This is a genomic window from Massilia sp. CMS3.1 (assembly GCF_051262535.1).
Taxonomy (GTDB): domain Bacteria; phylum Pseudomonadota; class Gammaproteobacteria; order Burkholderiales; family Burkholderiaceae_D; genus Telluria.
In genome coordinates, this window is record NZ_JBIMES010000005.1 from 210431 (window position 1) to 224982 (window position 14552).

At 63.2% G+C, this 14552-nt stretch carries 18 protein-coding genes; 5 read left to right on the forward strand and 13 right to left on the reverse strand.

Translation table 11 applies throughout. From position 1 onward, the window contains the following. Positions 1 to 16: 16 nt before the first annotated feature. From flgJ to flgB, 9 genes are all read right to left on the reverse strand, one after another. Complete coding sequence (gene flgJ / locus ACHAC9_RS10485) at positions 17 to 949, reverse strand: flagellar assembly peptidoglycan hydrolase FlgJ (protein WP_435759839.1); 933 nt, start codon at positions 947 to 949, stop codon at positions 17 to 19. A 9-nt stretch (positions 950 to 958) separates the two neighbouring features. After that, positions 959 to 2023 (reverse strand): flagellar basal body P-ring protein FlgI, encoded by a 1065-nt coding sequence (locus ACHAC9_RS10490; RefSeq protein ID WP_435759841.1) that lies wholly within the window; start codon positions 2021 to 2023, stop codon positions 959 to 961. A 12-nt stretch (positions 2024 to 2035) separates the two neighbouring features. After that, a complete protein-coding gene (locus ACHAC9_RS10495) occupies positions 2036 to 2680 on the reverse strand; it encodes a flagellar basal body L-ring protein FlgH (RefSeq protein WP_435759843.1) in 645 nt (214 codons plus the stop codon). Continuing rightward, entirely contained in the window at positions 2677 to 3459 is a 783-nt protein-coding gene (gene flgG, locus ACHAC9_RS10500; RefSeq protein ID WP_435759845.1) for a flagellar basal-body rod protein FlgG, read from the reverse strand. The genes ACHAC9_RS10495 and flgG overlap by 4 nt, the downstream gene beginning before the upstream one ends. 64 nt (positions 3460 to 3523) lie before the next feature. Next, positions 3524 to 4264, reverse strand: coding sequence for a flagellar basal-body rod protein FlgF (flgF, locus tag ACHAC9_RS10505; protein ID WP_435759847.1), 741 nt, complete (start codon positions 4262 to 4264; stop codon positions 3524 to 3526). Positions 4265 to 4365: 101 nt separating this feature from the next. Beyond that, positions 4366 to 5901 carry a flagellar hook protein FlgE gene (locus tag ACHAC9_RS10510; RefSeq protein ID WP_435759849.1) on the reverse strand — a complete coding sequence of 512 codons (1536 nt, stop codon included), beginning with the start codon at positions 5899 to 5901 and terminating at the stop codon, positions 4366 to 4368. A 34-nt stretch (positions 5902 to 5935) separates the two neighbouring features. After that, entirely contained in the window at positions 5936 to 6631 is a 696-nt protein-coding gene (locus ACHAC9_RS10515) for a flagellar hook assembly protein FlgD (protein WP_435759851.1), read from the reverse strand. A gap of 29 nt (positions 6632 to 6660) precedes the next feature. Next, positions 6661 to 7062, reverse strand: a complete 402-nt coding sequence (gene flgC, locus ACHAC9_RS10520; protein WP_435759853.1) for a flagellar basal body rod protein FlgC — start codon at positions 7060 to 7062, stop codon at positions 6661 to 6663. Positions 7063 to 7064: 2 nt separating this feature from the next. Next, positions 7065 to 7490 (reverse strand): flagellar basal body rod protein FlgB, encoded by a 426-nt coding sequence (flgB, locus tag ACHAC9_RS10525; RefSeq protein WP_435759855.1) that lies wholly within the window; start codon positions 7488 to 7490, stop codon positions 7065 to 7067. A 160-nt stretch (positions 7491 to 7650) separates the two neighbouring features. Here flgB and flgA point away from each other — a divergent pair, with 160 nt between their 5' ends. The 5 genes from flgA to ACHAC9_RS10550 all read left to right on the forward strand — a co-directional run bounded on the left by flgA (position 7651) and on the right by ACHAC9_RS10550 (position 11772). Continuing rightward, a complete protein-coding gene (gene flgA / locus ACHAC9_RS10530) occupies positions 7651 to 8349 on the forward strand; it encodes a flagellar basal body P-ring formation chaperone FlgA (protein ID WP_435759857.1) in 699 nt (232 codons plus the stop codon). Positions 8350 to 8495: 146 nt separating this feature from the next. Then, on the forward strand, positions 8496 to 8801 hold the full coding sequence (gene flgM, locus ACHAC9_RS10535) for a flagellar biosynthesis anti-sigma factor FlgM (RefSeq protein ID WP_435759859.1): 306 nt from the start codon (positions 8496 to 8498) through the stop codon (positions 8799 to 8801). Positions 8802 to 8807: 6 nt separating this feature from the next. Beyond that, positions 8808 to 9275 (forward strand): flagella synthesis protein FlgN, encoded by a 468-nt coding sequence (locus ACHAC9_RS10540; RefSeq protein WP_435759861.1) that lies wholly within the window; start codon positions 8808 to 8810, stop codon positions 9273 to 9275. 135 nt (positions 9276 to 9410) lie between these two features. Beyond that, entirely contained in the window at positions 9411 to 10430 is a 1020-nt protein-coding gene (locus ACHAC9_RS10545) for a M35 family metallo-endopeptidase (protein ID WP_435759863.1), read from the forward strand. Between the two features lie 238 nt (positions 10431 to 10668). After that, positions 10669 to 11772, forward strand: a complete 1104-nt coding sequence (locus tag ACHAC9_RS10550; RefSeq protein WP_435759865.1) for a M35 family metallo-endopeptidase — start codon at positions 10669 to 10671, stop codon at positions 11770 to 11772. A gap of 3 nt (positions 11773 to 11775) precedes the next feature. Here ACHAC9_RS10550 and ACHAC9_RS10555 read toward each other — a convergent pair whose 3' ends face one another. From ACHAC9_RS10555 to ACHAC9_RS10570, 4 genes are all read right to left on the reverse strand, one after another. Then, positions 11776 to 12267: a hypothetical protein gene (locus ACHAC9_RS10555; RefSeq protein WP_435759867.1), complete on the reverse strand. Its 492-nt coding sequence runs from the start codon at positions 12265 to 12267 to the stop codon at positions 11776 to 11778. Between the two features lie 101 nt (positions 12268 to 12368). After that, entirely contained in the window at positions 12369 to 13094 is a 726-nt protein-coding gene (gene motD, locus ACHAC9_RS10560; protein ID WP_435759869.1) for a flagellar motor protein MotD, read from the reverse strand. A 1-nt stretch (position 13095) separates the two neighbouring features. After that, the gene (locus tag ACHAC9_RS10565) at positions 13096 to 13839 is read right to left on the reverse strand and encodes a flagellar motor protein (RefSeq protein ID WP_435759871.1); all 744 of its coding nucleotides are present in this window, start codon (positions 13837 to 13839) and stop codon (positions 13096 to 13098) included. Further along, positions 13821 to 14549 (reverse strand): RNA polymerase sigma factor FliA, encoded by a 729-nt coding sequence (locus tag ACHAC9_RS10570; protein ID WP_435759873.1) that lies wholly within the window; start codon positions 14547 to 14549, stop codon positions 13821 to 13823. Before ACHAC9_RS10570 ends, ACHAC9_RS10565 begins: the two co-directional genes overlap by 19 nt. Positions 14550 to 14552: the final 3 nt, after the last annotated feature.

Here is a 14552-nt window from a genome sequence, read left to right on the forward strand (position 1 = left end):
TTACCGGGTCTTGTTTTTATGCCAATGAATTCTTGATAATCTTCGACAGCTTGGCACCGTATTGCGGGTCCGTCGCATAGCCGGCGCGCTGCAGGCCGTGCGCGAACGCCGAGGCGTCGCCGGCGTGGTCCAGCACTTTTTCGTAGCGCGGGTTGTTCGCCAGCATGCGCGCATAATCCTTGAACGAATCGGCCGGGGTCTCGTAGGCGCGGAACTTCTCCACCTTCTGGTGCGGCTGGCCGTTCACGTATTCGGTCGTCACGGCGGTGGCGACCTTGCCCTTCCAACCCGGGCCGGCCTTGATGCCGAACAGGTTGTTGGCATTGCTGCCGTCGGCATTCCTGATCATGCGCTTGCCCCAGCCCGTCTCGAGCGCCGCCTGGCCCAGCATGAACTTGGCCGGCACGCCGGTGACGGCTTGCGCTTCGGCCGCGTGCGAGCCGAGCTTTTCCTGGAAGGCGCGCACGTGCGGCGCCTGGGTGCGGCCGCTGGCGCTCAGGCCATTCGTCTGCGCGGCTTCCTCGAGGCCCTTCAGGGAACCGAGCCCCTTCGGCAGCATTGGAATGTCGAGCGCGCTAGCGGCGCCATTCATCCCCGCCGCACCGTCCGCCCCGCCGATCGCCAGCGTTTTGGCATCGGTCTGGGCGGAGAGTTGGCGCACCAGTACGTCGGCCAGGCCCATGCCGCGCTTGGACATGTTCTGGCTCAGTTGCTGGTCGAGCATCGAGGTGAACATCTTGGTCTGCTGGTTGTCGCTCAGGCCCTCCGACGGCGTGGCGTCGCGCATGCTCTTCATCATCTGGTTGATGAAGAGCGCCTCGAACTGCTGGGCCGCACCGCGCGTGGCATCGAGCGAGCCGGCCTTGGCCGAACGCTTCAGGTCGCCGAGACCCTGGGTGTCGAGCGCCAAGCCGCTGGTCAGGTTGCTTTTTGATGGAGTGCCGATCATGCCGATTCCTTAGATGATTTCAAGTTCGGCGCGCAGCGAACCGGCCGCTTTCAGCGCCTGCAGGATCGCCAGCAGGTCTTGCGGCGTCGCGCCGATCGAGTTCATGGCTTTCACGACTTCGGCCAGCGAGGCGCCGCCCTTGACCAGCAAGACCTTGCCCGGATCTTTTTTCACTTCCACGGCAGTTGCGGCGGTGAGCGGATCGGCGCCGACCGTCACCGACAGGTTGCCGTGCGAAATGGCGCAGGTGTCCAACTTGACGGACTGGTTCATCACCACCGAACCGGTGCGCGCGTTCAGGATCACCTTGGCGGCGGCCGCGGCCGGCTTGACGTCGATGTTTTCCATCAGGCCAATAAAACTCACGCGGGCGTCCGACGACGACGGGGTGCGCACGCGGATCACGCGTCCGTCCAGCGCGGTGGCGGTGCCGACGCCGAACTGGTCGTTCAATGCAGTCACGACGCGGCTGGCGGTCGCGAAATCGGTCTGGTTCAGCTCCAGACGGATCTGGTTGTTTTCGCCCAGGTTCGAGGCGACCGCTTTTTCGACGGTGGCGCCGCTTGAAATCTTGCCGACCGCGAGGTGATTGACCTGCACCTGGGCGCCGCCGGCAGCGGCGCCCACGCCGCCGACCAGCACATTACCCTGGGCCATGGCATACACCTGGCCATCGGCGCCGTGCAGCGGCGTCATGAGCAAGGTGCCGCCGCGCAGGCTTTTCGCGTTGCCGATCGACGAGACCGTGATGTCGATGTTCTGGCCCGGCTGGGCAAAGGCCGGCAGCGAGGTCGTGACCATCACGGCGGCGACGTTCTTGAGTTGCAGCTGGCCGGCCGGCGGCAGGTTCACGCCTTTTTGCTGGAGCATGGCGATAATCGACTGCACCGTGAACGGGGTCTGGCTGGTCTGGTCACCGGTTCCGTCCAGGCCCACCACCAGGCCATAGCCCGACAACTGGTTCTGGCGCACGCCGGCGATGCTGGCCATGTCCTTCAGGCGTTCGGCGTGAGCGGCTGGCGGGGTGGCAGCAAGAAAGGCGCACAGCGCCAGCAGCGGGAAAGTCGAACGCATGATCACTCCGGATTAAAACGGCAGCAGGGACTGGAAGAAACGCGACATCATCGAATTGACTTCGGCGCGGTCGATACGGCTGTTGGTACGGTATTCGACGCGCGCGTCGGCAACCAGGGTCGAGGACACGACATTCCCGTTCTGGATCGTGTCAGGGCTGACGAGCCCCGAGAAGCGGATGAACTCGATGCCCTTGTTCATCGCGACCTGTTTCTCGCCGGCGACGATCAGGTTGCCATTCGAAAGCACTTCGGTGACCGTCACGCCGATGGTGCCGGTGAAGGCGTTGCTGGCAGTCTGGTTGTCGCCGTCGGCAAACTTGATGCCGCCTTCGGTGGCGATATTCGCGCCGAGCTTCGATTGCAGCGGGCCCGGCAAGCCAAAGCTGGCGCTGCCCGTCTTGTTGCCCGAGCTGTTGCCGGCCTTGTTGGCCGAGGTCTTCTCGACGATGTTGATCGTCAACAGGTCGCCGATCTGGCGTGCGCGGCGGTCTTCGAACATCGGGCGGTAGCTTCTGGCGTTGTAGATCGCGCCATCTTGCGGCGGCGCGAGTTCGGCCAGGGCCGGACGCGCGCTGCGCGTTTCCTGCACGATGGTGGTCGGAGTGACGGCGCAGCCGGCCAGGGCCAACAGGATCGGGAACAGAAGCGACTTCATAGCTGGGACAGTTTCGCGAGCATCTGGTCGGACGTGGTGATCGCCTTGCTGTTGATCTCGTAGGCGCGCTGGGTCTGGATCATGTTGACCATTTCCTCGACCACGTTCACGTTCGAGGTTTCGACATAGCCCTGCATCAGCACGCCGGCGCCGTTGGTGCCCGGGGTGTTCGCGTTCGGGTTGCCCGATGCGGTCGTTTCCATGTACAGGTTCTCGCCCTTCGACTCCAGGCCGGCCGGGTTGACGAAGGTCATCAGCTGCAGGTTGCCGACCTGGGTGGTGGCAGTGGTGCCCGCCACCTTGATCGACACGGTGCCGTCGCGCCCGACCGTGATCGATTCGGCGTTCGCGGGCACCGTGATCGGTGGCTGGACCGGGTAGCCGCTCGACGTGACCAGGGTGCCGTTGGCGTCGGTCTGGAACGAGCCGTCGCGGGTATAGGCCTGGGTGCCGTCGGGCAGGAGCACCGGGAAGAAGCCCGAGCCGTTGACCATCACGTCCTTCGAGTTACCCGTCTGCTGGGGATTACCCTGGGTGAAGATGCGTTCGGTCGAGACGGCGCGCACACCGGTGCCGAGCTGCAGGCCGGAGGGCAGATTGGTTTGCTGCGAAGATTGGGCACCGGGCTGGCGCACGGTCTGGTACAGCAAGTCCTCGAACACCGCACGCGAACGCTTGAAGCCGTTGGTGCTGACGTTGGCAAGGTTGTTGGTGATGACGTCGAGGTTGGTCTGCTGTGCCTCGAGGCCGGTCTTGGCGATATACAGCGAACGAATCATGGGTTTCTCCTATTGGCGGCAGCCGAAGGCCGCTATGCACAATAGAATTATGCTGGAGAAACACTTAATTCAAAGCAAGGATCTGACTGGCTTTCGCGGCGTTATTCTCGGTGTTCTTCATCAGGCTCATTTGGGTCTCGAACGAGCGCGCCAGGCCAATCATCGACACCATGGCATCGACGGCATTCACATTGCTGCCCTCCAAAGCGCCGCCGGCGACGCGCACCGCAGGATCGAGCTGGGCAGGCGCCCCATCTTTTAAGCGGAACAGGCTGTCGTCGCCGCGCACCAGGTCCTTTTCCGGTGGGTTCACCAGCTTCAAGCGGCCGAGGATCACCGGGGCGGCGGGACGCTCCGCGGTCGAGATCGTGGAAATCGTGCCGTCGCCGCCGACCGTGACGATGACGTCGGGCGGAATCGTGATCGGACCGCCCTCGCCTGCGATGGTCGCGCCACTCGTCGTGGTCAGCACGCCGTTTGGGCTCATCTGCAGGGCGCCGTTCCTTGTGTAGGCTTCGGTACCGTCCGGGTTCTGCACGGTGAGCCAGCCCGGGCCCTTGATGGCGACGTCGAGGTCGCGGCCGGTCATTTGCAGCGGGCCGGCCCTGAAGTCGGCGCCGACGGTGTTGTTGACGACAAAGGTACGGGTCGGCAAGCCTTCGCTTTGCACCGGCACGGCGCGGAAGGTGTCGAGCTGGGCACGGAAACCTGTGGTGTTCAGGTTGGCCATGTTGTTCGAGGTCGTGGCTTGCTGCTCGAGGATGTGCTTGGCGCCGGAGGCGGCGGTGTAGATTAAGCGATCCATTTGTTTTCCTTGTTCGTGCCGTTTTTTTGCGTTTCGATGTGCTGCTGTTCCACCGCGTGGGCTCTCGAGCCCACGCGGTATCACGGCATGAAACCTGGCGATTAACGCAGATTGACCAAGGTCTGCAACACCGAATCCTGCGTCTTGATCGTCTGCGCATTCGCCTGATACACGCGCTGGGCGGTGATCATGTTGACCAATTCGGCCGTCAAATCGACGTTCGAGGTCTCGACCGCCGACGACTGCAACACACCCAGGCTGCCCGAATCGGGCGTGCCGATCAGCGGCGTGCCCGAATCGGCCGACTCGGCCCAGGCGTTGTTACCCAAAGGCTCGAGGCCGTTGGAATTGGTGAAGTTCGCCAGTACCACCTGCCCCAGCGGCTTCGATTGGCCGTTGCTGTACTGGCCCAGGATCGTGCCGTCGTCGCCGATCGAGAAGCGCTGCAGGTGGCCGGCCGTATAGCCGTCCTGGACCAGCTTCTTGTCGCTCGTGGAAGTGCCGTACTGGGTGCTGCCGGTGTAGGCGAGTTCCATTTGCTGGGTCGGCTCGGAACCGGTCGACGGGAAGATCGGCAGGACGATGTTGAACTTGCCGCCATTCTGGGTGGTCGCCGCGTTCAGCGCGCCGTTCTCGTCGAAGCGCAAGGTGCCGACAGGCACCGCAGGCACCTTGACCGCATTGGTAATCGCCTTGTCGACCAGGTCCGGCGAGTTGCCGGCCACACGCGCCGCGTCGCCACCGGCGGCAACGATCGCCGCCTGGGCGGTCGCATCCGCACCTGCCGTGCCGGCAGCGCTCGCCACCATGCTCGATGCCGCGTCGGCATACTTGGCCAGTGCCGCCGCGATCGTCGAGGCGACCGGCGGAATCGCCTTGGTCGCCGCATCCCATTCGGCGCGCGCCGCGTTGACTGCGGCAAATGGGGCGGTGTCGCCCTGCGCGGCCTGGGCCACTTTCAGGTTGGTCACTTCGGTGCCGTCGTTGGCCGCGTACACGTCCCAGGTGCCGGGGCCGTTCTTCACGTAAAAAGTCGACAGCACGTGCGGGTTGCCCAGCGTGTCATACACGTCGACCGGCGACTGCTTGTTATAGCTGTTCGGGTCGGTCGCGTCGAACGGGGTCACGATCGGGGCCGCAACGCGCGAATCGAGGTTCATTTCGATGCCGACCTTGGTCGTCGAGACCGGTTTCAGGTCGCCGGTGGTGATCTGCAGCGGGCTCGGAGCGCCTGCCAGGATCTCGCCGCCCGGACCGGTTTTGTAACCGGTCAGCTTGGCACCCTGCGCATTGGTCATGAAGCCGTTCTTGTCGAGCGAGAACTGGCCGTTGCGGGTGTACTGCACCATGCCCGAGGACTCGGTACGGAAGAAACCCTGGCCGTTGATCGCCACGTCGAGCGAATTGCTCGAGGATTCGATATTGCCTTGGGTGAACTGCTGGGCGATCTGCGAGACCTTGACACCGATACCGGCCGTCGCGCCGCCCGCGCCGTTCAGCGAGCTGGCATACACATCGGCGAACTGCGCCTGGCCGCTCTTGAAGCCGACCGTGCTGGCGTTGGCGATGTTGTTACCGATGACGTCCAGCGATTTGGCTGCGCCGTTCAAGCCACTAAGACCTTGTTGGAAAGACATGTGATGCTCCTGAAAAGATGGGTAAGCGGCTTGATTACAAGACTTGTTTGATATCGGCGAGGGTGATGGCACCCTTGCCGGCGAGGTTCAGCTTGACGCCGTCCTTCGAATTCGTGCTGACGCTGGCGACCGTGTCGAGGCTCAAGGCTTTTGCATCGGTCATCGGCTGGCCGCCGAGCGTGGCGACGACGCGGAAGGAATAGCGGCCGTCAGCGAGCACGGCGGCGTCGACACTGTCGCTGCTGCCGTCCCAGGCCAGCGGCACCGCGCCCGCTTCGCTTGCACCGAGGTCGATCGTCGCCACGTCCTTGCCGGTGCGCGGATCGGTGACGATCACCTGCACGTTGTCGGCGGCGGTTGCCAGTTCGATGCCGAACACCGACTTGCCGCCAGTCAGGGTCAGCTCGCTGCCTTCGACGAGCACGCCATGGCCGATGAGGTTGGTTGCCGACATCGCCTCGGTCGACTGGTAGCTCGACTTCAGGGTTTCCAGCGTTTCGTTGAGCTTGTTCACGCCGGTCACGGTCTGCAGCTGGGCCAGCTGGCTGGTCACCTGGGCATTGTCGAGCGGGTTCAGCGGATCCTGGTTCTTCAGTTGGGTCACCAGAAGGGTCATGAACTTGTCGGTATCGGCCTGGACGCTGTCGGTCGCATCCTTTTTCTTGGCGTTCATGGTCGACATCAGGTCGTTGATCGACGAGGCGGGGGCGGCGGAATTTACGGTGGACATGGAAGGTCTCGGCTCAGTTATTCAGTACGTTATTGACCCAGGGTCAAAGTTTTCAGCAGCATGCTCTTGGCCGCGTTCATCGTTTCGACGTTGTTCTGGTAGGAACGCGAGGCCGACAGCATGTTCACCATCTCGTCCACCGGGTTCACGTTCGGCATCGACACGTAACCCTTGTCGTCGGCCATCGGGTGCTTCGGGTCATAAACCTGCTTCATCGGCGATGGATCGTCGACGACTTCCTTGACCTTGACGCCGGTGCCGCCGGTCGCCATCGGCACGGCTTCGAAGACGACCTGCTTGGCGCGGTAGGCTTCGCCGGTGGAAGACGTCGCGCTGTCGACGTTGGCGAGGTTGCTGGCGACGGTGTTCAGGCGCTGGGCCTGGGCGCTCATGGCCGAGCCGGAGACGTTAAAGATATTAAATAGCGACATGATTATTGGCCGTTCTGGATCGCCGCCATCAGGCCGCGGATCTGGTGGTTGATCATCGTGATGCCGGCTTCGTAGCGCAGCGCGTTGTCGGCGAAGTGGTTGCGCTCGACATCCATGTCGACCGTGTTGCCGTCGACCGCGCCCTGCACCACGCCGCGGTACAGCACCGGGGTGCCGTCGGGCAGTGCATGGCCAGCGGCGCCGGGCTGGACATGACCCTTGTTGGTAGCCGCCAGCGGATTGGCTGCCGCGCCGGGGCTGGCTTTGGCCAGGGCGCCTTGCATGGCGCTGGCGAAGTCGATGTCGCGCGCCTTGAAGTTCGGCGTGTCGGCGTTGGCGATGTTGGACGCAATCAGTTCCTGGCGCTGGGCTCGCAGGGAGAGCGCGGATTCGTTGAAGCGTAAGTAGTTGTCGAGTTTGCCGATCATGCCGCCTCCGGGGAGATTTCTTGTTGGAACAGCGTGAATCATACGTTTGAGCAACACTAGTCCATCGAAGGATCAGGACCCCCAACACCCGGCTATTCAAAGTTTCACTACGGCATCAACGGGCCTAAGATGACATTCATCACGAAAGGGCCTGTTCGCCATGTTCAAGAATGTCAAGCTGTTGTCGGTCCTGTTACTCGCGGCGCCCCTGGCCCTGGCCCAGTCGTCCCCGGCAAAACGCCAGGATGGCGCCGCGCTGCGCACGCTCGCCGAGGGCTATTTGCAGTCGCAAAGCGCCGGCTTGCCGGGCAAGGTAACGATTAAAGTCGGCGCGGTCGACCCGCGCGTGTCCCTGGCCGCCTGCCCGGCGCCGGAAGCCTTCCAGCAACCGGGCGCCCGGCCCTGGGGCAAGACCACGGTCGGGGTGCGCTGCACGGCGCCCGTGTGGACGATGTTCCTGCAGGCGCAGGTGAGCGTGGTGGCCGATTACGTGACTGCTGCCGTACCGCTGGCCCAGGGCCAGGCGATCGACGCCAGCCAGCTGGCCACCTTGCAGGGCGATATCGCGGCCATGCCGAACGGGATCATCACCGACATGGCGCAGGCAATCGGCCGCACGCCGACGGTCTCGCTGCCGGCCGGCGCGCCGCTGCGCCTCGACGCATTGAAGAGCAAGCCGGTGGTGCAGCAAAACCAGGCGGTGCGGATCGTGTCGCGCGGTGAGAATTTCTCGGTCTCGGGCGAAGGCAAGGCGATCGGGAATGCCGGCGAAGGCCAGGTGGTGCAGGTGCGCACGCCGCGCGGAGCGATCATCAGCGGCACCGCGCGCCATGGCGGCATTGTCGAAGTGGCATTGTAGGAAGCGTTTGGCAGGCGGATGCCCTGCCGGGCTTGTATTTTTGAAAAAGCTTCTTTGTTTGGGTTCTGCGCTAAAGTTTGTGGGCGAACAGCCGTTACACACTGCAGATCCCGGAGTTCCTGCTCCGAACAGAGAAGGATGATGCTGTGAAAATTAACGATACCCTCAAAGGCCCGCAAGGTCTCCAGCAACCGAATACCACGGCAGCGAACGCCAGGCAGGCCGAAAAGGCCGCGGCAACGGCCACGCCCGCGCAGACCGACAGCGTACGCCTGTCGTCGCAGGCGCAGGCTGCGACCGGCACCACTGGCAGCGCCCAGGTGTTCGATGCCAAAAAAGTCGAACGTATTAAACTGGCAATCGCCGATGGGCAATTCCAGGTCAATTCCGAAAGGATCGCGGACGGCTTGCTCGATACCGTGCGCGACCTGCTCCACTCACGCAACCGATAACGACCGATGACCCTTCCGCACGCCACCCTTCCCCTTGAGCACGAGCGCATCGACGCGCTGGTCGCATTGATGAAGCAGGAACAGCAATTGCTCGTGGCGGCGGATGCGATTCGTCTGGAAGAAATCACCCCGCGCAAGGTGGCGCTGGTACAGGAGCTGGCGCAACTGTCGCGCGAACGCCACGCGGCACTCGCCGGTGCCGGCTTTGCCGCATCGGAAGCCGGCATGGAACCCTGGCTGGTGACGCATGGCGACGAAGCGGGACGGAGCGCGTGGGCCCAGCTGCTGGCGCTCACCGCCGAGGCCAAGGAATTGAACCGCGTCAACGGCATGCTGATCAACCGCCAGATGGCGCATAACCAGACGGTGCTCAACGCGCTGCGCACGCCGACCGCGGCACCCGAATCGACGCTGTATGGCGCAAAAGGGCAGACCTTTGGCAGTGCACCGTCGAGGCGCTTCGTGGTTGGGTGAGTTGGCGTTTGCTTCTCCCGATGACGGCCGCCCATGCGGCCGTTGTTGTTTTTAGCAAACCTTGCTGCAACACAAACTCAATTTGCGTAACAAGCGGAAAGTATTCCTGATTGTCAAACCCTGACGGAGGAATCCATGCACCGCACGCACACCCTGATCGCTACTACCCTGCTGGCCATCGCCCTGCCCGCCCAGGCCGACATCGCCGTCACCATCACGCCCGAGCGTGCGGCGCTCGGCAAGCGCGATGACGTCATGGTGACTGTCACTCTCACCAACACCGGCACCGCCCCGGAACGCATCCTGAAAGCCCGCACGCCCTTCGGTCCCGCCGAATTCGCCCTGTTCGACATCACGCGCGACGGCCAGCCGGTGCGCTACCTCGGGCGCGAAGTGAAACGCCCGGTACCGCGCGACGCCGATTTCCTGGTGCTCGCTCCCGGCGAAAGCCGCAGCGCGCAGGTCGAACTGTCGATCTCCTACGACATGGCCGCCACCGGCGCCTATGCCGTGCGCTACCGCGGCACGCAAGCCGCACCTACTCTCAAGACAGGCGGCATCGTGTCGAACACCGCGGCGATCTTTATCGAGGGGCGCCTGCCGCGCGGCACGGCCATGCCGATGCTGACCAATCCGGCCGGGCCGGGCCTCTCCTACGCGCAGTGCTCGAACGCCCAGCAGGACACGATCGCCGAAGCAGTCGCGGCCGGCAGCGCGATGGCCGCCCAGGGCCTGGCCTACCTCTCCAGCGGCAAAGAACAGGGCCAGCGCTACACCAACTGGTTCGGCGCGCTTGACGCCACGCGCCAGGCGACGGTGAACAAGAACTTCACGGCCATCAAGGATGCCTTCGAGACCAAGCCCGTCAAGGTCGACTGCGGCTGCGACGAGGATTATTTTGCCTACGTCTATCCGATGCAGCCGTACACGATCTATGTCTGCAATGCGTTCTGGACGGCGCCGATGACCGGGACCGACTCGAAAGGCGGCACCATGCTGCACGAGATGAGCCACTTCGACATCGTCGCCGGCACGGACGATCACGTCTACGGCCAGCAGGGTGCGGCCGACATGGCGCGCACGGCGCCGCAGCGCGCCATCAACAACGCCGATTCGCACGAATATTTTGGAGAGAATTCGCCGCCGCTCAATTAAACGGGCGCGTCGAGTCGCGCTATCACGCGGGGGAAAAGAAATCCAGCACGACTTGAAGAAAATGCACGATTGTAATATTTTCGCAAATCGAAGCCACACATATCCGATTTGCATTGCTCTCAGCTCATGAGTTCGCCAGTATGGGGATGCGTTTTCCCTTAGATCGAAATCAGGTTTTATGGGGAAACTCGTCAAAAGAATGGCCGATACGGCCACACACATCATACGGAGAACACGCATGAAGAACAGCATCTGGAAGTCGGCATTTGGTATCGCAGCATTGAGCCTCGCCGTCGGCGCGCAGGCAGGCTCGAACGGCGTGAAGGTGGACGTGGCCCTGGATAAGGCCGCGCTCGGCCCGAGCGATGACGTGCTGGTCAAGGTCACCATCACCAACACCTCGTCCACCCCGCAATACGTACTCAAGGCGCGCACCCCGTTCGAGGGCCTGTCCGCCCCGCTGTTCGACATCACGCGCGACGGCGCCAAGGTGGCTTATACGGGCGCCCTGATCAAGCGCGGCAAACCGACCCAGGCTGATTACTACCTGCTCAAACCGGGCGCCTCGCATACGGTCAAAGTCGAGCTGTCGTCGCTCTACGACATGAGCGTCAGCGGCGACTATGCGATCAAATACCGCACCGCCTCGCCAGACCTGTTCCTGGCAACGAACAATGGCCGCGCCTCGGCGATGGCAGCCGGCGCCGCCAACGACATCGGCGAACTGCAGTCGGAAACGGCGCAGCTGTATATCGAAGGCCGCCTGGCGCGCGGCACCGAGTCGCCGATCATGGAAGCGCTCAAGCGTCCCGGCGGCGGCACGGTATCACCGATGGGCCTGAGCTACGCGTCATGCACCGCCTCGCAGCAGAGCACGGTCGCCTCGGCGATCGCGGCCGCCAAGACGATGTCGAACAGCTCGGTCACCTATATGGCGAACACCACCATGGGCCCGCGTTACACGAAGTGGTTCGGCGCCACCAACGCCTCGCGCCAGTCGACGGTCAAGTCGAACTTCACGAAGATCAAGAACGCTTTCGACACCCAGAACGTCGTGGTCGACTGCAGCTGCAAGGAAAGCTACTACGCCTATGTGTACCCGACCCAGCCTTACCGTATCTATGTCTGTAATGCGTTCTGGTCGGCACCGATGAGCGGAACCGACTCGAAGGGCGGCACCCTGGTGCATGAGATGAGCCACTTCGACATCGTCGCCAATACCGACGACAACGTCTATGGCCAGAGCGGCGCCGCCAGCCTGGCGATCAGCAATCCGGCCGCAGCCGTGAAGAACGCCGACAACCACGAGTACTTTGCCGAGAACACGCCGGCACTGAACTAAACGCTAGCGCCCGGTGTAGATGAAGGCAACGGGCCGGGCGGGACTTTCCGCCGGGGCGTCGAGCCGCTTTACATCGGGCAACACGGGGCCGGTATAGCCAATGTTGTAGCTGTGCCGGCCCTTCTTGAATGCGTAGGCGTTGGTGATGTCGATCACGTTCGTCAGCATTTTCCCGGGCTCGATCGCCTGGTAGTCGGCGGCGGTCAGCGGCCCACGTTTGACCATCTTCCCCGTGTAATCGAGCGGCCTGTTGCCGAAGTCGCGGACGTCGAAACGACGTCCGGTCAATTCTTTTTCCACCGCCAGTTCGCGCGGAATCCAGACGGTGGTCGTGCCCTGGTTCGTGAAAGTCACTCTCACCAGCACCTTGCCGGGCGGCGTTTCGATCTCGATGCGTTGCTTGACATCCACGGTGGGTTCTCCGGCAGCGCCCGCAAACAGGGGCAGGAGGCTGAACGCGCTCAGGGCGGCCAGCAGGAAAGGTCTGCGCTGCATTGTCAGCTCCATATGGTTGGGTCGCCCATTGTGCGGGCGCAGGAGTGAAAAGCCAAGGATGAAATTTTATTTCATCTACGCTGAGAAAATGAAATTTTATTTCACATCGCAGCCAGGATCGTCACCGCCACCCGCCGATTACGCACCCTGCCCGCCTCATCCGTGTTCGGCGCCACCGGCACATTCGCCGCATGCCCCACCGCGGTCAAACGCCCCGCCGCGACCCCGCTATCGATGAACAAGCGCACCACGCTGCTCGCGCGCGCGCTCGACAATTCCCAGTTTGAAGGAAATGCCGGGTTTGCAATCGCCAGGTTGTCGGTGTGCCCTTCCACCTGGATCGCATGCGGATCGTTTCTCAAGAGCGAGGCCACCGTTCCCAGCGTCGCGCGTGCCTCGCCGCCAAGGGCCGCGCGCCCTTCCTCGAACAGCGCTTTCGCATTGATTTCGACCGTCACGCCGCGCCCGGTCTGGGTCACGCGCACCTGCCCGTTTTTCACGAGGGGCGCCAGCGACGCATTCAGTTCGCGCGCCAGGGTATTGAGGCGTTCGCGTTCACGCCGCGCGGCGTCCGCCCGCTTGCGCGCGATCAGGTTCGCCAGGGGGAGTTGTTCGATCGTGGAGCTGGCCTGCGGCACGTCGGGCCGGCCGCCGAAGGCGTCGCCGAGTGCATCGGACAGTACCCTGTACTTGCCGACATTGACCACCGAAATGGCGTACATGACGACAAAGAAGGCGAACAGCAGCGTGATGAAGTCGGCATAGGAAATCAGCCAACGGTCGTGGCTTTCACGATCATCCTGGTCATCGTAGCGCCGGCGAGCCATGTCAGCGCTTCGCCAGCAGGCTGGCCACGCGCTCCTCGACCACGCGCGTGTGGTTGCCGCTGGCGATGTCGTGGAACACTTCGATCAGAAGCTCGTACTGCGCGATCTGGTCCGACACGATCGCCTTGAGCTTGTTCCCGAACGGCAGGAAGAACAGGTTTGCCAGCCCGACGCCGTACACCGTCGAGACAAACGCCACCGCAATGCCGGAACCCAGGCGCGACGGATCCGACAGGTTTTCCATCACGTGGATCAGGCCCAGTACCGCGCCCACGATGCCGATCGTCGGCGAGTAGCCGGCAGCGGCTTCCCACACGCGCGCCGCCTGGCGCTCGGCGAATTCGATGGCGCTCACTTCCGTTTCCAGCAGGTTGCGGATTTTATCCGGCGTGATGCCGTCGACCACCATGCGCAGGCCCTTCCGGATGAACAGGTCCTTCGTTTCCATGTACTGTTCGAGCGAGAGCAGGCCGTCGCGTCGCGCCGTATGGCTCCACAGCGCGATCTCGCGCGAGAGCGGCTGGCGTCGGCTTTTTGGAGGGAAAAAGACCCAGCGCAGCATGCGCATGCCGCGACTGAAGGTGCGCGCATCCGATTGCAGCAGCACGGCGCCAAAGGTGCCGACCACGACGATCGCAAACGCGGCCGGCTGGATCAAGGATGCAAAACGTCCGCCGTCGAGCGTATGCCCCACGAACAGACCGGCCAGGGCGAGGCCCAACCCGATCAGGCTGGCGAAGTCCACAGCTTTTCCTTGAGCGAAGCGCGCAGGCGGGCGACTGCTTGCGTGTGCAGTTGCGAGACGCGCGACTCGGACACGCCGAGCACCGCACCGATTTCCTTCAGGTTCAGTTCTTCTTCGTAGTACAGGCCCATCAGGATCTTCTCGCGCGGCGGCAAGCCGTCGATCGCGGCGATCACGGCCGAACGGAAGTCGGTGTCGAGCAGCGCGCGCAGCGGATCGTCGTCGTCCACCGCATAGCGGTCCAGAAAACTGTCGTTGCCGTCTTCATCGTGGAAATCTTCGTAATAGACCAGCTGGTGGCCGCCGCCTTCGAACAGCATTTCCTGGTAGTCCGGGAGCGACACGTCGAGCGACTTGGCCACCTCGAGTTCGGTCGGCGGACGCCCCAGTTGCTGCTGCAGCTTCGTCATCGCGGTCTCGACCTTCTTCATGGTCGAGCGTGTGCTGCGCGGCATCCAGTCGTTGCTGCGCAGCTCGTCGACCATGGCGCCGCGGATACGCAGCACGGCATAGGTCTCGAACTGGGCGCCGTGGTTGTCTTCGTAGCGGTTGATGGCATCAAGCAGGCCCATCATTCCGGCCTGGATCAGGTCGTCCACCTCGACCGATGGCGGCAACTTCGCCTTCATCTGGTGCGCGAGGCGCTTCACGAGCGGCGCGTGCTCAGTGAGCAGGTGGTTCTTGTCCGCTTTCCCTTTGACCGTATACATGCT